Source organism: Enterobacter cloacae complex sp. HYC033_NIDB (assembly GCF_056673335.1).
Map to the genome: position 1 here is coordinate 1,452,011 of NZ_CP115123.1, position 20,860 is coordinate 1,472,870.

Annotated in this window: 21 protein-coding genes and 3 tRNA genes; 15 read left to right on the forward strand and 9 right to left on the reverse strand. The window is 56.2% G+C overall.

What is annotated here, in order from left to right; translation table 11 throughout:
* Window positions 1–21: 21 nt before the first annotated feature.
* Window positions 22–1,086, reverse strand: coding sequence for a GGDEF domain-containing protein (locus O1721_RS06875; protein ID WP_032103055.1), 1,065 nt, complete (start codon window positions 1,084–1,086; stop codon window positions 22–24).
* Window positions 1,087–1,302: 216 nt separating this feature from the next.
* Here O1721_RS06875 and O1721_RS06880 point away from each other — a divergent pair, with 216 nt between their 5' ends.
* Window positions 1,303–1,572 carry a DUF1435 domain-containing protein gene (locus O1721_RS06880; RefSeq protein WP_026080652.1) on the forward strand — a complete coding sequence of 90 codons (270 nt, stop codon included), beginning with the start codon at window positions 1,303–1,305 and terminating at the stop codon, window positions 1,570–1,572.
* A 42-nt stretch (window positions 1,573–1,614) separates the two neighbouring features.
* On the opposite strand, the gene O1721_RS06885 is transcribed toward O1721_RS06880, so the two are convergent.
* The 4 genes from O1721_RS06885 to rsmC form a co-directional block, all read right to left on the reverse strand.
* Window positions 1,615–1,701 (reverse strand) — tRNA-Leu (locus O1721_RS06885).
* 32 nt (window positions 1,702–1,733) lie between these two features.
* A tRNA-Leu gene (locus O1721_RS06890) sits at window positions 1,734–1,819 on the reverse strand.
* Between the two features lie 28 nt (window positions 1,820–1,847).
* A tRNA-Leu gene (locus O1721_RS06895) sits at window positions 1,848–1,934 on the reverse strand.
* A gap of 144 nt (window positions 1,935–2,078) precedes the next feature.
* Window positions 2,079–3,107, reverse strand: coding sequence for a 16S rRNA (guanine(1207)-N(2))-methyltransferase RsmC (gene rsmC / locus O1721_RS06900; protein ID WP_015572609.1), 1,029 nt, complete (start codon window positions 3,105–3,107; stop codon window positions 2,079–2,081).
* A 102-nt stretch (window positions 3,108–3,209) separates the two neighbouring features.
* On the opposite strand from rsmC, the gene O1721_RS06905 reads away from it, so the two are divergent.
* From O1721_RS06905 to O1721_RS06940, 8 genes are all read left to right on the forward strand, one after another.
* Window positions 3,210–3,623 carry a DNA polymerase III subunit psi gene (locus O1721_RS06905; protein WP_023295888.1) on the forward strand — a complete coding sequence of 138 codons (414 nt, stop codon included), beginning with the start codon at window positions 3,210–3,212 and terminating at the stop codon, window positions 3,621–3,623.
* Window positions 3,592–4,035, forward strand: coding sequence for a ribosomal protein S18-alanine N-acetyltransferase (rimI, locus tag O1721_RS06910; protein ID WP_003856565.1), 444 nt, complete (start codon window positions 3,592–3,594; stop codon window positions 4,033–4,035). The genes O1721_RS06905 and rimI overlap by 32 nt, the downstream gene beginning before the upstream one ends.
* A 19-nt stretch (window positions 4,036–4,054) precedes the next feature.
* Window positions 4,055–4,732, forward strand: coding sequence for a pyrimidine 5'-nucleotidase (gene yjjG, locus O1721_RS06915; protein ID WP_017383835.1), 678 nt, complete (start codon window positions 4,055–4,057; stop codon window positions 4,730–4,732).
* Window positions 4,733–4,824: 92 nt separating this feature from the next.
* Window positions 4,825–6,414 carry a peptide chain release factor 3 gene (gene prfC, locus O1721_RS06920; protein ID WP_006810210.1) on the forward strand — a complete coding sequence of 530 codons (1,590 nt, stop codon included), beginning with the start codon at window positions 4,825–4,827 and terminating at the stop codon, window positions 6,412–6,414.
* A gap of 303 nt (window positions 6,415–6,717) precedes the next feature.
* Window positions 6,718–7,335, forward strand: a complete 618-nt coding sequence (osmY, locus tag O1721_RS06925; protein WP_015572610.1) for a molecular chaperone OsmY — start codon at window positions 6,718–6,720, stop codon at window positions 7,333–7,335.
* Window positions 7,336–7,460: 125 nt separating this feature from the next.
* Window positions 7,461–7,622 (forward strand): DUF1328 domain-containing protein, encoded by a 162-nt coding sequence (locus O1721_RS06930; protein WP_003856556.1) that lies wholly within the window; start codon window positions 7,461–7,463, stop codon window positions 7,620–7,622.
* Window positions 7,623–7,744: 122 nt separating this feature from the next.
* Entirely contained in the window at window positions 7,745–8,797 is a 1,053-nt protein-coding gene (locus O1721_RS06935) for a patatin-like phospholipase family protein (RefSeq protein WP_003856550.1), read from the forward strand.
* Complete coding sequence (locus tag O1721_RS06940; protein WP_032103052.1) at window positions 8,794–9,576, forward strand: TatD family hydrolase; 783 nt, start codon at window positions 8,794–8,796, stop codon at window positions 9,574–9,576. The genes O1721_RS06935 and O1721_RS06940 overlap by 4 nt, the downstream gene beginning before the upstream one ends.
* Here the strand turns inward: O1721_RS06940 and O1721_RS06945 are convergent.
* Both O1721_RS06945 and O1721_RS06950 read right to left on the reverse strand, forming a co-directional pair.
* A complete protein-coding gene (locus O1721_RS06945) occupies window positions 9,571–10,431 on the reverse strand; it encodes a YjjW family glycine radical enzyme activase (RefSeq protein ID WP_017694551.1) in 861 nt (286 codons plus the stop codon). The genes O1721_RS06940 and O1721_RS06945 overlap by 6 nt on opposite strands.
* On the reverse strand, window positions 10,406–11,941 hold the full coding sequence (locus O1721_RS06950; RefSeq protein WP_023303053.1) for a YjjI family glycine radical enzyme: 1,536 nt from the start codon (window positions 11,939–11,941) through the stop codon (window positions 10,406–10,408). The genes O1721_RS06945 and O1721_RS06950 overlap by 26 nt, the downstream gene beginning before the upstream one ends.
* Window positions 11,942–12,203: 262 nt before the next feature.
* Between O1721_RS06950 and deoC the strand changes: the two genes are divergently transcribed.
* The 4 genes from deoC to deoD all read left to right on the forward strand — a co-directional run bounded on the left by deoC (window position 12,204) and on the right by deoD (window position 16,527).
* The gene (gene deoC, locus O1721_RS06955; RefSeq protein WP_003856543.1) at window positions 12,204–12,983 is read left to right on the forward strand and encodes a deoxyribose-phosphate aldolase; all 780 of its coding nucleotides are present in this window, start codon (window positions 12,204–12,206) and stop codon (window positions 12,981–12,983) included.
* A 99-nt stretch (window positions 12,984–13,082) separates the two neighbouring features.
* Complete coding sequence (gene deoA / locus O1721_RS06960) at window positions 13,083–14,405, forward strand: thymidine phosphorylase (RefSeq protein ID WP_032647172.1); 1,323 nt, start codon at window positions 13,083–13,085, stop codon at window positions 14,403–14,405.
* Between the two features lie 53 nt (window positions 14,406–14,458).
* Window positions 14,459–15,682, forward strand: coding sequence for a phosphopentomutase (deoB, locus tag O1721_RS06965; protein WP_003856540.1), 1,224 nt, complete (start codon window positions 14,459–14,461; stop codon window positions 15,680–15,682).
* 125 nt (window positions 15,683–15,807) lie between these two features.
* The gene (deoD, locus tag O1721_RS06970; protein WP_003856538.1) at window positions 15,808–16,527 is read left to right on the forward strand and encodes a purine-nucleoside phosphorylase; all 720 of its coding nucleotides are present in this window, start codon (window positions 15,808–15,810) and stop codon (window positions 16,525–16,527) included.
* 85 nt (window positions 16,528–16,612) lie between these two features.
* Here deoD and lplA read toward each other — a convergent pair whose 3' ends face one another.
* Together lplA and O1721_RS06980 are read right to left on the reverse strand one after the other, a co-directional pair.
* Window positions 16,613–17,629 (reverse strand): lipoate--protein ligase, encoded by a 1,017-nt coding sequence (gene lplA, locus O1721_RS06975; protein WP_015572614.1) that lies wholly within the window; start codon window positions 17,627–17,629, stop codon window positions 16,613–16,615.
* Window positions 17,630–17,668: 39 nt separating this feature from the next.
* A complete protein-coding gene (locus O1721_RS06980; protein WP_015572615.1) occupies window positions 17,669–18,313 on the reverse strand; it encodes a YtjB family periplasmic protein in 645 nt (214 codons plus the stop codon).
* A gap of 117 nt (window positions 18,314–18,430) precedes the next feature.
* On the opposite strand from O1721_RS06980, the gene serB reads away from it, so the two are divergent.
* Window positions 18,431–19,399 carry a phosphoserine phosphatase gene (gene serB, locus O1721_RS06985; RefSeq protein ID WP_032647175.1) on the forward strand — a complete coding sequence of 323 codons (969 nt, stop codon included), beginning with the start codon at window positions 18,431–18,433 and terminating at the stop codon, window positions 19,397–19,399.
* 75 nt (window positions 19,400–19,474) lie between these two features.
* Entirely contained in the window at window positions 19,475–20,860 is a 1,386-nt protein-coding gene (gene radA / locus O1721_RS06990) for a DNA repair protein RadA (RefSeq protein ID WP_017383829.1), read from the forward strand.

Genomic DNA, 20,860 nt, shown 5'->3' on the forward strand with positions numbered 1-20,860 from the left:
CCTGGCGCTGTGAAGGCGGTTTCAGGCGGTATGAAGCTCTTCGCTCAGCAGAATGCTGTTACGTCCCATATGCTTGGCTTCATAGAGGGCTTTATCGGCTTTCGCCAGCGCGCCCTCAACGTCGTCACCTTCGAACATGGCGATGCCGATGCTGATGGTCACGTTAGTGGCGACGCTTTCGTTAAACATATGGGGGATTTTAAGATCGTAAACCTTCTGACGTATGCGTTCAGCAGTCTGTCGCGCTTGCTCCAGCGGGATGTTACTCAACAGCACCATAAATTCTTCCCCGCCAAACCGGGCGACAACATCGCGTGAGCGCACGGCGTCGCGTATCGCAGCCGAGACCCTGATCAAGGCCTGATCGCCCATCATATGGCCATAATGGTCGTTGTAGGCTTTGAAGTGGTCGATATCCATCAGCAGCACGAAGTGCTCGCCAGCGTCAGGCCTGGGAAGATTCTCCAGCCGGCTTTGCAGCCCGCGACGGTTATATAGGCCGGTGAGCGGGTCCATCATGCTGAGATCGGTCAGGGTTTCGCGCTCCTCCAGCAGTTCGGAAAGCAGCTCCTGGGCGAAACGGTCATTGCGCCGCTGAAGAACATGATGGATACCAATGGCGACCACCGGCAGCGCGAAAAAATAGGCCATTCTCAGCCAGTTTTCGGACGGACTAAGCCACAGGCAGGATATAAAAGCGGGAAATGAATGTAACGTAAAGGCTTTAATATTACTTGCGAACGCCAGAGACCCTATAAAAAGCACTGTTAATAGCGCCATCATTAAATAGGTCGCGTGATCGTGCGTGATTAACAGAAATTTAGAGACGATCTGCCAGGCCCATAAAAGACCAAAAATAGCTGAAACAACAGGGATATTTATTTTTCGCGTGCTGTTTTTCCAGTGCCAGATAAGTAAGCCTGTGCTGATAGTCAGTACGGCAAAGAGCGGGACTGATAACACACGCACGGAATAGAGAGGGTTTGTTACCGAGAACAATGCTGATGCGGCGTTCAGAAATAAAAACAAACGTAAAGATAGCTGATATTTCTTGTTGACTAAAGACAGCCAGGATTGTGATGTCATATGCGTGCGTTTTTATTAAAACTCAATTAAAACAATGAGCAAGGTGTTGTTGTGTAATATTGGGCGCTACAAAATTGAATTTTTATTATCAGAAAAACTTTATCGGAAGTTAACAGGTGGGCAATTTATCACCTTACACATTCTCTGTCATTATGGGAAAGCAATTGCTGGCGCAATTTCTTACGTCGCATGCTGACAAGTGATAATTACTATCATATGATACTGGTTATCATTATCAGTGCGAGAGGTGAAACCATGTTGAGCAAAGCGCTGGGAAGTGGGTGGGGAATATTACTGCCTGGTTCCATTATCGGTGGGCTAATGTTTGCCGATCTCCCCATTGATGTCTGGAAAGCGATGATTGTTTCAGGCTTGCTGGTGACATCCGCAATGATCTGGCACAAACAGTTACGGCATTACGTGCTGCTGCCATCATGCGTTGCGCTAATCAGTGGACTGCTGGTGATTCTGATGAGTTTGAAATAAAAGGGAAAAACAGGAGGCACTGCTGAGGGGATGTAAGATAATTGGTGCGAGGGGGGGGACTTGAACCCCCACGTCCGTAAGGACACTAACACCTGAAGCTAGCGCGTCTACCAATTCCGCCACCTTCGCACAGTCATCTTACTGGTTTGATATCGCCTCGTTGGTGCGAGGGGGGGGACTCGAACCCCCACATCCTAAGGACACTAACACCTGAAGCTAGCGCGTCTACCAATTCCGCCACCTTCGCCCAGTGCGAGCAATATCAACGTGATTTATGGTGCGAGGGGGGGGACTTGAACCCCCACGTCCGTAAGGACACTAACACCTGAAGCTAGCGCGTCTACCAATTCCGCCACCTTCGCATACCATCGACACTGTAAAAGTATCGTAACCACGGAGGCGCATTCTAGATGTTTTCAGCTTTACGTCAACAGAAAATTGCGCACGTTGTTTTGATTGCTGCAAAAATGGGCGATGGCAGCGTCAGCCATCGCCGGACCGGGGGGTTACTTTTTCGCCTGGCGCGTCATCACGGTGCGATAGACCTTAAAGCGGCCCGTCTGGGCGATCACTTCGTGGAAGCCAAAGGTTTCATCCAGCACTTTCGGGTACGCGAGGAAGGCGTTCGCTACGATACGCAGCTCACCGCCGCTGTTGAGGTGACGGGTTGCGCCACGGATCAGCGTTTGCGCCGCTTCAAGGCTGGTCTCCATTCCGTCGTGGAACGGCGGGTTAGAGATGATCATGTCAAAGCGACCGGTCACGTCGGAGAAGACGTTGCTGGCAAACACGTCACCTTCTATGCCATTCGCAGCAAGCGTGGCGCGGCTGGCTTCTACTGCCGGGGCGCTCACGTCACACAGGGTTAAACGCACTTTTGGTGAGTGGCTGGCGAGAACCGTTGACAGCACGCCCGCGCCACAGCCGACGTCCAGCACCTTGCCCTTGGTGTGAGGCGTCAGGGTGGACAGCAGCAGCTTGCTGCCCGTATCGAGCGCATCACGACTGAACACGCCCGGCAGGGTTTTAATGGTCAGGCCGTCAAGCTGGTACTCGTCCCAGAAGGCGTCGGCATCGAAGGTGGTCTGTTTTTCCAGACGACCATGGTACAGTCCGCAGCGACGGGCGCTGTCGATTTTCGTCAGCGGCGCCCAGGCTTCGAGCATCTGCTCTGCGCTACGCACCCCGCTGCGGTTCTCACCGACAACAAAAATATCGCAGCCGACCGGCAGCAGAGAAAGCAGGTTCATCAGCTGGAACTGGGCTTCCGGCTTGTTTTTCGGCCAGTAGTAAATGAGCGTATCGCAGTCAGCAATATCGCTCTGCTCCGCCGCCAGGCTAAAGCGCGCGCGCTCGCCCATCTGGCGGCTCAGCACCTGCCAGTGGTGATAGTACTGGGTGTGGGCACGGCTTTCAGCACAGTCGAAACGTGCGGGCAGGTCATCCTGCATATCTCCGGCAAACAGAATACGGCTTTCTTCGAAATCATCACTGTGACGCAGCAAGACTTCACTTGCCGGGGTAAATGCAGACATGAATTGTTCCTCAATAAACTCAGGCGGGGATTATAGTAGGTAGATGGCGCAGTTTCGACACATTTGCTATATTTGCGCGCCTGAGAGACAGGAGTTTTCGCTATGACATCCCGACGAGACTGGCAGTTGCAGCAGCTGGGCATTACCCAGTGGGCTTTGCGTCGCCCGACGGCGTTGCGGGGCGAAATAGCCATCTCCATCCCTGCGCATGTCCGCCTGGTGATGGTGGCAGAAGCGCCGCCTGCCCTGAACGAGCCCCTGATTGAGGATGTCCTTCGCACCCTGAAGGTGACCCGCGATCAGGTATTACAGCTGGCGCCTGAAAGCGTCGCGATGCTTCCCCCTGACAGCCGCTGTAACAGCTGGCGAATCGGGGCGGTGGACGAGCTACCTCTTGAAGGAAGCCAGATCAGTTCGCCAGCGCTGGACGAACTGAAAGCCAACCCAAAAGCGCGTAGCGCGCTATGGCAACAAATTTGCGAATATGAACACGATTTCTTCCCTCACGACGGCTGACCTGACCACCGCGTTCGCGATTGAAACCCGCGCCCATGCCTTTCCGTGGAGCGAAAAGACGTTTGCCAGCAATCAGGGCGAACGCTATTTAAATCTCCGCCTGGACGTTGACGGTGCGATGGCTGCGTTCGCCATCACGCAGGTCGTTCTGGACGAGGCGACGCTGTTTAATATTGCGGTCGATCCCGCTTACCAGCGCCGCGGGCTGGGCAGGGAACTGCTTGAGCACCTCATTCGTGAGCTGGAAACCCGTGACGTTTTCACCCTGTGGCTGGAGGTGCGCGCGTCCAATGTCGCCGCCATCGCGCTCTATGAAAGCTTAGGCTTCAACGAGGCGACTATCCGCCGTAACTACTACCCCACCGCAGAGGGACGTGAAGACGCCATTATCATGGCTCTGCCGATTGGATAACGAAAATAAGGTTGTAACGATGAAATGGGACTGGATTTTCTTTGATGCCGACGAAACGCTGTTTACGTTTGACTCGTTCGGCGGCCTACAGCGGATGTTTCTCGACTATAGCGTGACGTTCACCGCGGAAGATTTTCAGGACTATCAGGCGGTGAACAAACCGCTGTGGGTGGATTACCAGAACGGAGCCATCACCGCGTTACAGCTTCAGCATCAGCGTTTTGACGTGTGGGCTGAACGGTTAAACGTCAGTCCTGGGGCGCTGAACGAGGCCTTCCTGAATGCGATGGCGGATATCTGCGCGCCGCTGCCCGGCGCCGTTTCTCTGCTGGATTCGCTGAAAGGGAAGGTGAAGCTTGGGATCATTACCAACGGCTTTACCGCGCTTCAGCAGATCCGCCTTGAACGCACCGGCCTGCGCGATCATTTCGACGCGCTGGTGATCTCCGAAGAGGTGGGCGTACCGAAGCCGGATCCGCGTATTTTCGATTATGCGCTGGCGCAAGCGGGCAATCCTGACCGCGATCGCGTGCTGATGGTGGGGGATACGGCAGAATCTGATATTCTGGGAGGTATGAGATCGGGCCTGTCGACCGTCTGGCTGAATGCGCATGGCCGCACGCTGCCGGAAGGCATCGAACCGACCTGGACCGTTACATCATTGAACGAACTGGAGCAGCTCCTGTGTAAACAATGATTGCCTGCCCCCTGTTGATGGGTAAAATAGCCGCATTTTTCGTATTCCATGATGCGCGGCCTGCTGCCGCGCTTACCTAAGAAGAATTGATTATGACGTTGTCTCCTTATCTGCAAGAGGTGGCCAAACGCCGCACTTTTGCCATTATCTCGCACCCGGATGCCGGTAAAACGACCATCACCGAGAAGGTGTTGCTGTTCGGACAGGCGATCCAGACCGCGGGTACCGTTAAAGGCCGTGGCTCCAGCCAGCATGCTAAATCCGACTGGATGGAGATGGAAAAGCAGCGTGGTATTTCGATTACCACCTCCGTGATGCAGTTCCCGTATCACGACTGCCTGGTGAACCTGCTGGACACCCCGGGGCACGAAGACTTCTCCGAAGATACCTACCGTACGCTGACGGCGGTGGACTGCTGCCTGATGGTAATCGACGCCGCGAAAGGTGTTGAAGATCGTACCCGCAAGCTGATGGAAGTCACCCGTCTGCGCGATACGCCGATCCTCACCTTTATGAACAAACTCGACCGTGACATCCGTGATCCGATGGAACTGATGGATGAAGTGGAAAACGAGCTGAAGATTGCCTGCGCGCCAATCACCTGGCCGATTGGCTGCGGCAAGCTGTTCAAAGGGGTTTACCACCTCTATAAAGACGAAACCTACCTGTACCAGACCGGTAAGGGCCACACCATTCAGGAAGTCCGCATTGTGAAAGGTCTGGACAACCCGGAGCTGGACGCCGCTGTCGGTGAAGAGCTGGCCGCCCAGCTGCGCGATGAGCTGGAGCTGGTTAAAGGCGCGTCGCATGAGTTCGACAGAGAGCTGTTCCTGAGCGGTGAAATTACCCCGGTCTTCTTCGGTACCGCACTCGGCAACTTCGGCGTTGACCATATGCTCGACGGTCTGGTTGAGTGGGCCCCGCAGCCGATGCCGCGTAAAACCGACACCCGCGAAGTAGAAGCGAAGGAAGAGAAGTTCTCCGGCTTCGTCTTTAAAATTCAGGCCAACATGGACCCGAAACACCGCGACCGCGTCGCCTTTATGCGCGTGGTTTCCGGTAAGTACGAAAAGGGCATGAAGCTGCGTCAGGTCCGTATCGGTAAAGACGTAGTGATCTCCGACGCGCTGACCTTCATGGCGGGCGACCGTTCGCATGTAGAAGAAGCCTATCCGGGTGACATCATTGGTTTACACAACCACGGTACCATTCAGATTGGCGATACCTTCACGCAAGGCGAAATGATGAAGTTCACCGGTATCCCTAACTTCGCGCCAGAACTGTTCCGCCGCATTCGCCTGCGCGATCCGCTGAAGCAGAAGCAGCTGCTGAAAGGCCTGGTCCAGCTTTCCGAAGAGGGCGCGGTACAGGTGTTCCGCCCAATCGCCAACAACGATCTGATCGTGGGCGCGGTGGGTGTGCTCCAGTTCGACGTGGTGGTTGCCCGTCTTAAGAGCGAGTACAACGTGGAAGCGATTTACGAATCGGTGAACGTGGCGACGGCGCGCTGGGTTGAGTGTTCTGACGTGAAGAAATTCGAAGAATTTAAACGTAAGAACGAAGTTCAGCTGGCGCTGGACGGTGGCGATAACCTGACCTATATCGCCCCAACCATGGTAAACCTGAACCTGACGCAGGAACGTTATCCTGATGTTCAGTTCCGCAAAACGCGCGAGCATTAATTTCCTTTCAGAGCACGGCAGCCGCCGTGCTCTTCTTTAATTCCTGTGTTATTAAACCCTTGCGGAATGTTCTTAATTCACCGCAATTTTTCGCTATTCGTTCGTTTTTTCCCCAATTCTGAATGCACCCCTCTGATTGTGATCTATATTTAACTCAGTGTTTAGCACCGGGCGTGGATGAATTAACTGTTCAATGCATGTCCATTGGTTCTCCATTTTGCCCCGGTGTTAATTCGCAATATATAAAACCAAGATTAGGGAAGTATGTCGCCCAAATAATGGGCAAAACACAGGAATAAATCGATGAATATGACAAGACTGAAGATTTCTAAAACTCTGCTGGCCGTAACGTTGGGTAGTGTCCTGGTAAGCGGTTCTGCTCTGGCGGAAACCAGCACCATGGATAAAGCGCAAAATTCCGCCAATACCGCAGGGGAAAAAATCGATAGCTCTATGAATAAAGTCGGTAATTTCATGGATGACAGCTCAATCACAGCAAAAGTGAAAGCCGCACTGGTGGATCACGAATCCATCAAGAGCACCGATATTTCTGTTAAAACCGACAACAAGGTTGTCACCCTGAGCGGTTTCGTTGAAAGCCAGACCCAGGCTGAAGAGGCCGTTAAAGTGGCGAAAGGCGTTGAGGGCGTAAGCTCCGTCAGCGACAAACTGCACGTACGTGACAGCAAAGAATCGTCGGTGAAGGGCTATGCCGGAGATGCAGCAACTACCAGCGAAATCAAAGCTAAACTGTTAGCTGACGACATCGTGCCATCCCGTATGGTGAAAGTTGAAACCACCGATGGTGTGGTCCAGCTGTCCGGTACGGTTGAGAATCAGGCACAAAGCGATCGTGCCGAGTCAATTGCGAAAGCTATTGATGGTGTGAAAAGCGTCAAAAACGATCTGAAAACGAAGTAAAGCAGTACCATTCGCCCGTCAGGCTTAAAACCGCGGGCGAAATAAAAACGATTCTGGAAAAGCCGGTGAGTGACCTGAGCGCTCACGTTTAGCGGCCGACATTAACTATGGTAAAGGAGAGGCTTATGTTTCGTTGGGGCATTATATTTCTGGTTATCGCGTTAATTGCCGCCGCATTGGGCTTTGGTGGACTGGCGGGTACCGCGGCATGGGCAGCGAAAATTGTCTTCGTCGTCGGTATTATTCTGTTCCTGGTCAGCCTGTTTACGGGTCGACGTCGCCCGTAGCAAACGCAATATTTATTAAACAAACTCAAGCCAGTCCTCGTGACTGGCTTTTTCTCGTTTGAGAACCACCGGGGAAGTGCGTTACTGTGTCTCATCAAAATAATGAAAACAGGAAGGCAGAGGTGGGGCAACGAATTCCCGTTACGCTCGGCAATATTGCGCCGCTGACGTTAAAACCGTTTCATGCAGGCCAGCTTGCGCTGGTCTGTGAAGGGGGAGGGCAGCGCGGTATTTTCACTGCTGGCGTGCTTGACGAATTTATGCGCGCACAATTCAACCCGTTCGATCTCTATTTCGGTACCTCTGCCGGGGCGCAGAACCTCTCCGCCTATGTCTGCAACCAGCCCGGCTATGCGCGCAAAGTGATTATGCGCTACACCACCTCCAAAGAATTCTTCAATCCGGTACGCTTCGTACGCGGCGGGAACCTGATCGATCTCGACTGGTTACTGGATGCTACCTCCAGCCAGATGCCGCTGGCCATGGATACCGCGTCACGTCTGTTCGATACCGGCAAAGAGTTCTGGATGTGCGCCAGCCGTGGCGATGACTATTCGCCGGGTTACTTTTCGCCGCAGAAAGAGAACTGGCTGGATATCATCCGCGCGTCCAGCGCGATCCCGGGATTCTACCGCACCGGCGCCCTGCTGGAGGGGATAAGCTATCTTGACGGCGGTATCAGCGACGCGGTGCCGGTACAGGAGGCGGCGCGGCGCGGGGCAAAAACCATTGTGGTGATCCGCACGGTGCCTTCGCAGATGTATTACACCCCACAGTGGTTTAAGCGGATGGAACGCTGGCTGGGCGACAGCAGCCTGCAACCGCTGGTGAATATCGCGAAGCAGCATGAAACCACCTACGGCGCGATGCAGCGTTTTATTGAAAAACCACCGGGCAAGCTGCGCATCTTTGAAATTTATCCGCCTAAGCCGCTGTTGAGCATGGCGCTGGGCAGTCGGCTGCCTGCGTTGCGTATGGATTACAAAACGGGGCGGCTGTGCGGGCGTTACTTCCTGGCGACCGTCGGGAAAATGCTGGCGGAGCAACCGCCTCTTCATCGGCATAAAAGCATCATTTTGCCGCCTGCCGTTGTGGCCAATGACGCGGTGGCGATGCCGCTGGTGGACGCGCCGCAGGCCAACGATGGCTTACTCGATAACGAGGATCTGGCGTGACGCACTGCTTTATCGATACCCATTGCCACTTTGATTTCCCGCCGTTTAGCGGGGAGGAAACATCAAGTATTGCGCGCGCGGCTGAGGCCGGTGTGAGAGCCATTATTGTGCCCGCTATTGAAGCGGCGAGATTCGACAAAGTTCTGGCGCTTGCCCGGGAGCACGATGCGCTGTATGCCGCGCTGGGTCTGCATCCGATCGTTATTGAGCACCATTTTGATGACCATCTCGACAGGCTGGATGCCACGCTGCAAAATGCGGATACGAAGCTGGTTGCCATCGGTGAGATCGGCCTCGATCTCTATCGTGAAGATCCGCAGTTTGAGCGCCAGCAGACGATCCTGGATGCGCAGCTCCGGCTGGCAAAGCGCCACGATCTGCCGGTGATCCTCCACTCCAGACGTACCCATGACAAACTGGCGATGCACCTGAAGCGTATCGACGTGCCGCGCAGGGGCGTGGTCCATGGTTTCGCTGGAAGCCTTCAGCAGGCGCAGCGTTTTATTGAGCTGGGCTATAAGATTGGCGTCGGTGGCACCATTACCTATCCGCGTGCCAGCAAAACCCGTGATGTGATGGCGCAGCTCCCGCTGACCTCGCTCCTGCTGGAAACGGATGCGCCTGACATGCCGCTGAATGGTTTTCAGGGCCAGCCCAACCGCCCGGAGCAGGCGGCGCGCGTTTTTGATGTGCTGTGTGAGCTGCGTCAGGAGCCTGAAGATGTGATTGCCAGAGCGCTGCTGGAAAACACCCGCGCGGTCTTCGGCATCACGCTATAAATAAAGGGCCGGGCGGATCACCGTGATCTGCTGCCGTTCCAGGGCCTGCGCCAGCGGCTCGATGTCCTCCGGCGTGGCGCTCCGCCATCGCGCCGCCTCCCCGTAAACCCCATGAGCATGAAACGCGTTGATCCGCACAGGAACGTTCCCCAACGCGTGGATAAAAGCGGTCAGCGATGGCAGATGGTGCAGATAATCACACCGAGCGGGGATCACCAGCAGGCGCAGCTCCGTCAGGCGATGACGATCGGCCAGCCAGCGGATGCTCTGCTTGATCTGCGTGTTTTCGCGCCCGGTCAGAAAACGGTGATGTTCATTGCCCCAGGCTTTCAGATCCACCATCGCGCCGTCAAACACCGGTAACAGCTTTTGCCAGCCGGTTTCGCTTAACAGGCCGTTGCTGTCCACCAGGCACGTCAGATGGCGCAGGGACGGATCGGCTTTGATCGCGGTGAACAGCGCAACCAAAAACGGCAGCTGCGTGGTGGCCTCACCCCCGCTGACGGTCACGCCCTCAATAAACGGCGCGGACGTGCGAACCCGGGAGAGGATCTCCTCGACGCTATAGCGCTGCGCCATCGGCGTCGCCTGCTGCTGACACAGGTGCAGACAGGTGTCGCACTGCTGACAGTGACTCTCCTGCCACCAGACGCGCCCGGCCTGAATTGCCAGCGCATCATGAGGACAGTGGGGAACACAGTCGCCGCAGTCGTTGCAGCGCCCTATCGTCCACGGGTTGTGGCAGGTTTTGCAGCGCAGGTTACAGCCCTGGAGGAACAACGCCAGGCGGCTGCCCGGCCCGTCCACGCAGGAGAAGGGTATGACCTGACTAACTAAAGCGCATCTGCTGTTCATGGCTTATCACGCGCGGCTGACGTTCCAGAATACGGGTATTGCGCGCGGCCTCCTCGCCGAGCCAGGTGGTGTTGGTGCGCGAGCCGGCCTCCCGGTATTTCTCCAGATCGGAGAGCCGCACCATATACCCGGTGACGCGCACCAGGTCGTTTCCGGCTACATTCGCGGTGAACTCACGCATACCGGCGTTGAACGCCCCCAGGCACAGCTGCACCACAGCCTGAGGATTGCGTTTAACCGTTTCCTCCAGGGTGAGAATATCGCTGATCCCCGAATGATAGTGTTTATGATGCGGCGCCACGGCCAGCAGGTGGCTGACAGGGTCCGGTTCGTCGCCGTACGGCAGACGTGCGCCCGGCGTGGTGCCAGAATCGGAACTGATCCCAGACTGGGCATGCAGCATCGCGCGGTGCTGCCAGCCGTGTTTCACCGGCGTGTTTTCAACAAACGCCGCAAGCTGTTCACTGATGCGGTAGCCCAGCGCATTGGCCTGTTCGTTCTTACCGTAACGTCCCGTAATGCCTGCTTTCTCGCACAGCACATTCACCGCTTCGGCCAGACCGTACATGCCAAACATCGGCACAAAGCGATCGGCATCAATCAGCCCCTCTTTCACCAGGAAGCTATTCTCAAAGAAACCGGATTGTTCATATAGAAAATCGCAGCGCGCATTGATGATCGCGATTTGTTGCTGGCAGTAGTGGGGAAGGGTACGGGTGAAAAAGTCTTCCGGTGAGCGGCTGTGTTCCGCGATCGCTTTCAGGTTAAGGCGCACCAGCGTGCTGCCGCCGCCCGCCAGCGGCAGGGAGTTGTAACAGCTCACCACGCCATAGCGACCTTTTGTGAAAATTTTATCATTCACCGGGCCATTAGAAATATGCGGTTTACTACATTCACAAATGTTTTCCGCCACGCTCAGCAGCAGATCGCTGGGGGTTACATCCGGGTCGTAGATAAAGGTCAGGTTCGGCGCAACCTGCTTCAGTTCGGCATCCGCGCGAAGGATGGCTCGGGTGACAGGCGTATCCGCCGGGCCGATATTGGCATGCATAAACGCATCGGGCAGGGTTCTGTCCAGGTAACGCCAGAAACGTTTTATTCGGCTATCGATTTCATCCTGTGTTAGAATTTTAACATAGGGGCTGAGTATTTCATCGAGCTGGCCCAGATAGACCGGCATCGATGTGACGGACGGAACATGGTGATAAAGGATAGTGAGCAGCGAGAGGGCATCATCCAGATCTTTCGCCCCTTCCAGCTCCAGCCATTCTGATCCGTTAGCCAGAAATTTAGCGTAGTCCGGCAGCACGTAGCGCGGTTTGTAAGGCGCATGGCCTTCGAACATGTCGCAGATGAATCCCTCGTCCAGCGCGGCGCGGGCCGCCTCTGGCAGAGCGGGATAGGGCAGATTGTTCTCCGCTTCCAGCGCCAGAAAATGACGTTTTTGTTCCGGGGTTAACACCGGGCTGGTCACAATGTGCTGGCAACGTTGTTGCAGGGCGTCGGGCATGTTCACTTCCTTGGTTGTTCTGCGGATGGTGAACGAATTGTAGGAAGCCAGCCTGGTGGCGCTTTTGATCAGAACGGGGATATCGCCGATTTAGTCAGCAATTAACGCACTAAAATTTGAAGAAGATCTCATTACAGTAATGCAAATTTGCACACAGTTTTCATTAACTGTGATGAATGTCGAAGTGTGGATGCGGGTGAATGTTAGAATACTCACAGACCCGCAAGGTAAAATTTATACGGCACTGCCGTTGGAGAATGTTATGACCGATTTAACTGCAAGCAGCCTGCGCGCGTTGAAACTGATGGACCTGACCACCCTGAACGATGACGACACCAATGAAAAAGTCATCGCCCTGTGCCATCAGGCGAAAACGCCAGTGGGTAACACCGCCGCCGTCTGTATCTATCCGCGCTTCATCCCGATTGCCCGTAAAACGCTGAAAGAGCAGGGCACGCCGGACGTGCGCATTGCCACCGTAACTAACTTCCCGCACGGCAATGACGATATCGAGATCGCGCTGGCAGAAACCCGCGCGGCGATTGCGTACGGCGCAGACGAAGTTGACGTGGTATTCCCGTACCGCGCGCTGATCGCCGGCAACGAGCAGGTCGGTTTTGACTTGGTGAAAGCCTGTAAAGACGCGTGTGCGGCGGCAAACGTGCTGCTTAAAGTGATCATCGAAACCGGCGAGCTGAAAGAAGAGGCGCTGATTCGTAAGGCGTCTGAAATCTCCATCAAAGCGGGCGCGGATTTCATTAAAACCTCTACCGGTAAAGTGCCGGTCAACGCTACTCCGGAAAGCGCACGCATCATGATGGAAGTCATCCGTGATATGGGCGTGTCCAAAACCGTTGGCTTCAAACCGGCGGGCGGCGTGCGTACCGCGGAAGACGCGCAGCAGTTCCTGGCGATTGCCGACGAGCTGTTCGGCGCCGACTGGGCTGATTCCCGCCACTACCGCTTCGGCGCGTCCAGCCTGCTGGCCAGCTTGCTGAAAGCGCTGGGTCACGGTGACGGTAAGAGCGCAAGCAGCTACTAAGTTGAATTGCCGGGTGACGCTACGCTAACCCGGCCTACAGGATCGTAGGGCGGGTCAACATATCCGCCGCCATTCACCCGATTCCGCATGGAGGTTACCGTGTTTCTCGCACAAGAAATTATTCGTAAAAAACGTGATGGTCATGCATTAAGCGACGAAGAAATCCGCTTTTTTATCAATGGCATTCGTGATAACGCCATCTCTGAAGGGCAGATTGCGGCTCTGGCGATGACCATTTTCTTCCACGATATGTCGATGCCTGAGCGCGTGTCGCTGACCATGGCGATGCGAGATTCAGGAACCGTTCTGGACTGGAAAAGCCTCAACCTTAACGGCCCGATTGTGGACAAACACTCCACCGGCGGCGTGGGCGACGTGACGTCTCTGATGCTCGGCCCAATGGTGGCGGCCTGTGGCGGTTACATCCCGATGATTTCCGGGCGCGGCCTGGGTCATACCGGCGGTACGCTCGACAAACTGGAAGCCATTCCGGGCTTCGATATCTTCCCGGATGACAACCGCTTCCGCGACATTATTAAAGACGTTGGCGTGGCGATTATCGGCCAGACCAGCTCTCTTGCTCCGGCTGACAAGCGTTTCTACGCGACGCGTGACATTACCGCGACCGTAGACTCCATCCCGCTGATCACCGCCTCTATCCTTGCCAAAAAACTGGCGGAAGGTCTGGATGCGCTGGTGATGGATGTGAAAGTGGGCAGCGGCGCGTTTATGCCAACCTATGAACTCTCTGAGGCGCTGGCCGAAGCGATCGTTGGCGTCTCCAACGGCGCGGGCGTGCGCACCACTGCACTGCTGACGGACATGAACCAGGTGCTGGCCTCCAGCGCCGGTAACGCGGTTGAAGTCCGTGAGGCCGTGCAGTTCCTCACAGGCGAATACCGTAACCCGCGCCTGTTCGATGTCACCATGGCGCTGTGCGTTGAGATGTTAATCTCCGGCAAGCTGGCCAAAGACGACGCGGAAGCCCGCGCGAAGCTTCAGGCGGTGCTGGACAACGGCAAAGCGGCGGAGATCTTTGGTCGGATGGTGGCGGCGCAGAAAGGCCCGACCGACTTCGTGGAAAACTACGCGAAATACCTGCCCACCGCGATGCTCAGCAAAGCGGTCTATGCGGACAGCGAAGGCTTTGTCTCGGCTATGGATACCCGCGCGCTCGGCATGGCTGTTGTGTCTATGGGCGGCGGTCGTCGTCAGGCATCGGACACCATTGATTACAGCGTCGGCTTTACCGATATGGCCCGTCTGGGCGACAGCGTTGACGGCCAACGTCCGCTGGCGGTGATCCACGCTAAAGATGAAGCCAGCTGGCAGGACGCGGCGAAAGCGGTGAAGGCGGCAATATCTCTTGACGATAAAGCACCGGAAACCACACCGACGGTCTATCGTCGTATCACTGAATAGCGGTATACTGATCTGATCGCATTTTTATGAAGCACTAAGTACGGAGAACAATTATGAAACGTGCATTTATTATGGTGCTGGACTCATTCGGCATCGGCGCAACCGAAGATGCAGAACGATTTGGTGACGTGGGTTCCGATACCCTGGGTCACATCGCGGAAGCCTGTGCAAAAGGCGAAGCGGACAACGGTCGTAAAGGCCCTCTGAACCTGCCAAACCTGACCCGTCTGGGGCTGGTAAAAGCGCATGAAGGCTCTACCGGTAAGATCGCAGCCGGTATGGACGGTAACGCGGAAGTGGTGGGCGCCTACGCGTGGGCGCACGAGCTCTCTTCCGGGAAAGATACTCCGTCCGGCCACTGGGAAATCGCCGGCGTGCCGGTGCTGTTTGACTGGGGCTACTTCTCCGATCACGAGAACAGCTTCCCGCAGGAGCTGCTCGATAAGCTGGTGAAGCGCGCCAACCTGCCGGGCTACCTCGGCAACTGCCACTCTTCCGGTACCGTGATTCTGGATCAGCTCGGCGAAGAGCATATGAAAACCGGCAAGCCGATTTTCTATACCTCTGCTGACTCCGTGTTCCAGATCGCCTGCCATGAAGAGACGTTTGGCCTGGATAAACTGTACGAGCTGTGCGAGATCGCCCGTGAAGAGCTGACCGAAGGCGGCTACAACATTGGCCGCGTTATCGCGCGTCCGTTTATCGGCGACAAAGCGGGTAACTTCCAGCGTACCGGCAACCGTCACGATCTGGCCGTGGAGCCACCGGCGCCGACCGTGCTGCAAAAACTCGTCGACGAGAAAGACGGCCACGTGGTTTCCGTGGGTAAAATCGCGGACATTTACGCCAACTGCGGCATTACCAAAAAGGTCAAAGCGACCGGTCTGGATGCGCTGTTCGACGCCACCATCAAAGAGATGAAAGAAGCGGGCGATAAGACCATTGTCTTCACCAACTTCGTGGACTTCGACTCCTCCTGGGGCCACCGTCGCGACGTCGCCGGGTATGCTGCGGGTCTGGAGCTGTTTGACCGCCGTCTGCCAGAGCTGATGGAGCTGGTGGGGGAAGATGACATTCTGATCCTGACCGCTGACCATGGCTGTGACCCGACCTGGACCGGTACCGACCACACCCGTGAGCACATTCCGGTGCTGGTGTACGGCCCGAAAGTCAAACCGGGCTCGCTGGGTCACCGTGAGACCTTCGCGGACATCGGCCAGACGATTGCGAAATACTTTGGTACGTCTGACATGGAATATGGCAAGGCTATGTTCTAAACGGATTGGGTGCGGCCTGATGCCCTCACCCCGGCCCTCTCCCAAAGGGAGAGGGAGAACAGAATGTAGGCCGGGTAAGGCGTAGCCGCCACCCGGCAAAAACAACAATGTAAAAGGAACTGAAGATGGCAACTCCTCACATTAATGCAGAAATGGGTGATTTCGCTGACGTCGTATTGATGCCGGGCGACCCGCTGCGCGCGAAGCACATTGCAGAAACCTTCCTCGAAGACGTGCGTGAAGTGAACAACGTGCGCGGCATGCTGGGCTTCACTGGCACCTATAAAGGCCGCAAAATCTCCGTGATGGGTCACGGCATGGGTATCCCATCTTGCTCCATCTACACCAAAGAGCTGATCACCGATTTCGGCGTGAAGAAAATCATCCGTGTCGGCTCCTGCGGCGCAGTGCGCATGGACGTTAAGCTGCGTGACGTGGTGATCGGCATGGGCGCGTGCACCGACTCTAAAGTCAACCGCATTCGCTTTAAAGATCATGACTTTGCGGCCATCGCTGACTTTGACATGGTGCGTAACGCGGTTGACGCGGCAAAAGCGCTGGGCGTTGACGCGCGCGTGGGCAACCTGTTCTCTGCCGATCTGTTCTACTCGCCAGAAGGCGACATGTTCGACGTGATGGAAAAATACGGCATTCTGGGCGTGGAAATGGAAGCGGCCGGTATCTACGGCGTGGCGGCTGAATTCGGTGCGAAAGCGCTGACCATCTGCACCGTATCTGACCACATCCGTACCCACGAGCAGACTACCGCTGCCGAGCGTCAGACCACCTTCAACGACATGATCAAAATCGCGCTGGAATCCGTTCTGCTCGGCGATAAAGAGTAATACCTGTTGTGCCGGGTGGCGGCTTCGCCTGACCCGGCCAGCGGTTTTCCAGGCCCGCTAAGCAGAGCGCCAGCGGGCTTTTTTATTAGCGTACTGCCTGCGCAATCCACGCCGATAACTCCCGCAACTCTTGTTCCTGTTCCGGAAAATCAACACGTAACGCGTCACACTCCTGTTGCAGCATATCTGCCCGATAGAGACAGCCCTGCAAACGTGCAGCCAGCGCTTCTAACGGTGCCGGATTAAGACTATCCGTAAATACCTGGGTACGAGAGATATGGCCTTTCTCGACGTCAAAGTGCAGCTCAACGCCGCCCCAGGTAAATCGCTCATCCAGCAGGTGTGAAAACGCCGGTGCCTGACCGAAATTCCACTCCCAGCTGCTCTGGCGGGCGAAGGTTTCCGCGAAGTTTGGCAGATCCGGGGTTTTATCCGGAGAAATCACCTCGGCTTCTACGCGTTCACCGTAATGCCTGAAAAAGGCCTCGCGGATCGCATCGCAAATGCGCTCATGGGTAATCCCCGGCAGGAGCTCCACCAGATTCGCCACGCGACCGCGCACGGAGGTAATGCCTTTGGCCTGGAGCTTTTTCTTGTCCGGGTTCAGATAGTTTGCCAGACGGCTCAGATCGGCATTCAGCAATAGTGTGCCGTGGTGGAATCCGCGATCCATCGTTTCGCGGTAGGCTGAGCCTGACACTTTCCGGTCGCCTTCAGGCGTTTTCACGACCAGATCGTTACGTCCCGAGGCTTCAGCCGTCACGCCGAGTGAATTGAGCGCGTTAAGCACAATGGAGGTCGAGATGGTTTTGTCGTATTCCGGCTTGCCCGCCATAAAGGTAAAGCAGGTGTTGCCCAGATCGTGAAACACCGCACCGCCGCCGCTGCTGCGGCGCGCCAGGCGGACGTTGTCCTCTTCCATACGGCGGGTGTTACACTCTTTCCACGGATTTTGCGCGCGACCAATAACGACCGTATCGGCGTTGCGCCAGAGAAACAGGACGCGCTGGGTGGCAGGCATCTGGCGGAAGATGCACTCTTCCACCGCCAGGTTAAACCAGGGATCGTAAGAGTCAGAGATTAGCAGGCGTAACGTCGACATGGCAGAGTTCCTTTTCCGAATCATCCGCCTACTTTATCACTATTCTTTCTTCTCGCTCTCTTCCTCTTCGGGAACCGACTTGCTGGCGGTTAACAGGAACGGCGACTGCTGCCAGCGGGTGCGCTTGCCCTGGAGCAACGTACGTGCCAGTACCACGCCAATCGCCAGCGAGAGCAGCAGCATCAGGCGCAAAATATTGGTGGTGTTATCCACCTGTTTGGCTTCGGTTGGCAGGGTGTGGGTGTCGAGTGTCAGACGTAAATAGCCGAGCGGACCATTCTTGCCCTGAATGGGTTCGACGATTTGTTGGTTGAAATAACCACCGGCTTTTTTGCCATCCAGCGCCAGCCTGTCGCGCACGTCGACATGCTCACCCGCGCGGGCAATCAGGTCGCCCTGTTCATCGTACACGCCTGCATCCAGAATGCGGCTGTTTTCCGTAAGCTGGCGCAATACCTGGGCTATTCGCTTATCATCCGGCGTTTCGGTGCGCATAGACGGCGCAACGTTGAGCGTCACCTGGCGCGCCAGCGTCCGGGCCAGTTCCTCAAACTGCGGGTTACGCTGTCGTTGGTGATTCTGGCTAAACCAGGATGCCCCCTGCATCAGCGCCACTAATAGTGCGAGACAGATCAGGACAATCACGGCGCGATGAAGCCGGAATTTCAGTTTTGCGCGAGCCATATTCCACCTGCTTAAAATTTACGGCTTAATGTTGCCAGAAGTGATGGTTACAGGGTAGCCTCATGCGTTATTTTCCCTCTGGAACCTTCCGGCGCGAACGAAATTACAGGAGCTTCAATGCCGAACATTACCTGGTGCGACCTGCCAACGGATGTCTCTTTATGGCCAGGATTGCCGCTCTCTTTAAGTGGCGATGAGGTGATGCCTCTCGATTACCACGCTGGCCGTAGCGGCTGGCTGCTGTACGGACGCGGCCTGGATAAGCAACGCCTCACTCAGTATCAAACCAAACTGGGCGCAGCGATGGTCATCGTTGCGGCCTGGTGCGTGGAAGATTATCAGGTCATTCGCCTGGCGGGTTCCCTGACGCAGCGCGCCACGCGTCTGGCGCACGACGCCGGGCTGGACGTTGCCCCGCTCGGCAAAATTCCGCACCTGAAAACGCCCGGCCTGCTGGTAATGGACATGGACTCCACCGCCATTCAGATCGAATGTATTGACGAGATCGCTAAACTGGCGGGTAGCGGCGAGCTGGTGGCGGAAGTTACCGAGCGCGCGATGCGCGGCGAGCTGGATTTCACCGCCAGCCTGAGACAGCGCGTGGCGACCCTGAAGGGGGCCGATGCTAACATTTTGCGTCAGGTGCGCGATGAACTGCCCCTGATGCCGGGGCTGACGCAGCTGGTGCTCAAGCTGGAGACGCTCGGCTGGAAAGTGGCGATTGCCTCCGGCGGGTTCACCTTCTTTGCCGACTACCTGCGTGACAAGCTGCGTCTGACCACCGTGGTGGCAAACGAGCTGGAGATCATGGACGGCAAACTCACCGGACAGGTCATCGGCGACATCGTGGATGCGCAGTACAAAGCCAATACGCTGACGCGTCTGGCGGAGAAATATGACATTCCGGTCGAGCAGACCGTCGCCATCGGCGATGGCGCGAACGATCTGCCGATGATCAAAGTTGCCGGGCTGGGTATTGCCTACCATGCCAAGCCGAAAGTGAATGAAAAGACGGAAGTTACTATCCGTCATGCTGATCTGATGGGGGTGTTCTGCATTCTCTCCGGCAGCATTAATCAAAAATAGCGGCCTGCTTTTGTTGGCCGGGTAAGCGTCAGCGCCACCCGGCGCGCAGACCGCACAGAAATAACGAGGTAAACCGTGGCGAAAGCTCCAAAACGCGCATTTGTCTGTAATGAATGTGGTGCGGATTATCCGCGCTGGCAGGGGCAATGCAGCGCCTGTCATGCCTGGAACACCATCACCGAAGTGCGTGGTGTGGCGGCTTCGCCGAGCGTGGCCCGCAATGAACGGCTGAGCGGCTATGCGGGCAATGCAGGCGTGTCGAAGGTACAAAAACTTTCAGATATCAGCCTTGAGGCGCTGCCGCGCTTCTCAACCGGATTCAAAGAATTTGACCGCGTGCTCGGTGGTGGCGTAGTGCCGGGCAGCGCCATTCTGATCGGCGGTAACCCGGGCGCGGGTAAATCGACCCTGCTGCTGCAAACGCTCTGCAAGCTCGCCGAACAGATGAAAACCCTGTACGTCACGGGGGAAGAGTCACTCCAGCAGGTGGCGATGCGCGCGCACCGCCTCGGCCTGCCGACCGGCAATCTGAATATGCTGTCGGAAACCAGCATCGAGCAGATCTGCATGATCGCCGAAGAAGAGCAGCCGAAGCTGATGGTGATCGACTCCATTCAGGTGATGCATATGGCTGACATTCAGTCGTCACCGGGGAGCGTGGCGCAGGTGCGTGAAACGGCTGCGTATTTAACGCGCTTTGCCAAAACGCGCGGCGTGGCGATTGTGATGGTCGGCCACGTCACCAAAGACGGCTCGCTGGCGGGGCCGAAGGTGCTTGAGCACTGTATCGACTGCTCGGTGATGCTCGACGGCGATGCGGACTCCCGCTTCCGTACCCTGCGCAGCCACAAAAACCGCTTCGGCGCGGTGAATGAGCTGGGCGTGTTTGCCATGACTGAGCAGGGGCTGCGCGAAGTCAGCAACCCGTCGGCCATCTTCCTGAGCCGTGGCGACGAGATCACGTCCGGTAGTTCGGTGATGGTGCTGTGGGAGGGGACGCGTCCGCTGCTGGTTGAAATTCAGGCGCTGGTGGATCAATCGATGATGGGCAACCCGCGGCGCGTGGCGGTCGGTCTGGAACAGAACCGCCTGGCGATCCTGCTGGCGGTGCTGCACCGTCACGGCGGTCTGCAAATGGCGGATCAGGATGTGTTCGTCAACGTGGTTGGTGGGGTGAAGGTTACGGAAACCAGCGCGGACCTGGCGCTGCTGCTGGCAATGGTCTCCAGCCTGCGCGACAGACCGTTGCCGCAGGATCTGGTGGTATTTGGTGAGGTAGGGCTGGCCGGCGAGATCCGCCCGGTGCCGAGCGGTCAGGAGCGTATCTCCGAAGCGGCAAAACATGGCTTCCGCCGCGCGATTGTTCCGGCCGCCAACGTGCCGAAAAAAATTCCGGAAGGGATGCAGGTTTTTGGCGTTAAAAAACTTGCAGATGCGTTAAATGTCTTTGACGACTTATAA

Coding starts and splice junctions, on each gene's coding strand:
- rsmC (WP_015572609.1), bottom strand. CDS start 3,107: ATGTCTGCATTTACCCCGGCAAGTGAAGTCTTGCTGCGTCACAGTGAT.
- deoC (WP_003856543.1), top strand. CDS start 12,204: ATGACCGATTTAACTGCAAGCAGCCTGCGCGCGTTGAAACTGATGGAC.
- O1721_RS06880 (WP_026080652.1), top strand. CDS start 1,303: ATGATACTGGTTATCATTATCAGTGCGAGAGGTGAAACCATGTTGAGC.
- O1721_RS06930 (WP_003856556.1), top strand. CDS start 7,461: ATGTTTCGTTGGGGCATTATATTTCTGGTTATCGCGTTAATTGCCGCC.
- deoD (WP_003856538.1), top strand. CDS start 15,808: ATGGCAACTCCTCACATTAATGCAGAAATGGGTGATTTCGCTGACGTC.
- prfC (WP_006810210.1), top strand. CDS start 4,825: ATGACGTTGTCTCCTTATCTGCAAGAGGTGGCCAAACGCCGCACTTTT.
- O1721_RS06945 (WP_017694551.1), bottom strand. CDS start 10,431: ATGAACAGCAGATGCGCTTTAGTTAGTCAGGTCATACCCTTCTCCTGC.
- O1721_RS06950 (WP_023303053.1), bottom strand. CDS start 11,941: ATGCCCGACGCCCTGCAACAACGTTGCCAGCACATTGTGACCAGCCCG.
- O1721_RS06905 (WP_023295888.1), top strand. CDS start 3,210: ATGACATCCCGACGAGACTGGCAGTTGCAGCAGCTGGGCATTACCCAG.
- yjjG (WP_017383835.1), top strand. CDS start 4,055: ATGAAATGGGACTGGATTTTCTTTGATGCCGACGAAACGCTGTTTACG.
- O1721_RS06875 (WP_032103055.1), bottom strand. CDS start 1,086: ATGACATCACAATCCTGGCTGTCTTTAGTCAACAAGAAATATCAGCTA.
- osmY (WP_015572610.1), top strand. CDS start 6,718: ATGAATATGACAAGACTGAAGATTTCTAAAACTCTGCTGGCCGTAACG.
- deoB (WP_003856540.1), top strand. CDS start 14,459: ATGAAACGTGCATTTATTATGGTGCTGGACTCATTCGGCATCGGCGCA.
- rimI (WP_003856565.1), top strand. CDS start 3,592: ATGAACACGATTTCTTCCCTCACGACGGCTGACCTGACCACCGCGTTC.
- O1721_RS06980 (WP_015572615.1), bottom strand. CDS start 18,313: ATGGCTCGCGCAAAACTGAAATTCCGGCTTCATCGCGCCGTGATTGTC.
- serB (WP_032647175.1), top strand. CDS start 18,431: ATGCCGAACATTACCTGGTGCGACCTGCCAACGGATGTCTCTTTATGG.
- lplA (WP_015572614.1), bottom strand. CDS start 17,629: ATGTCGACGTTACGCCTGCTAATCTCTGACTCTTACGATCCCTGGTTT.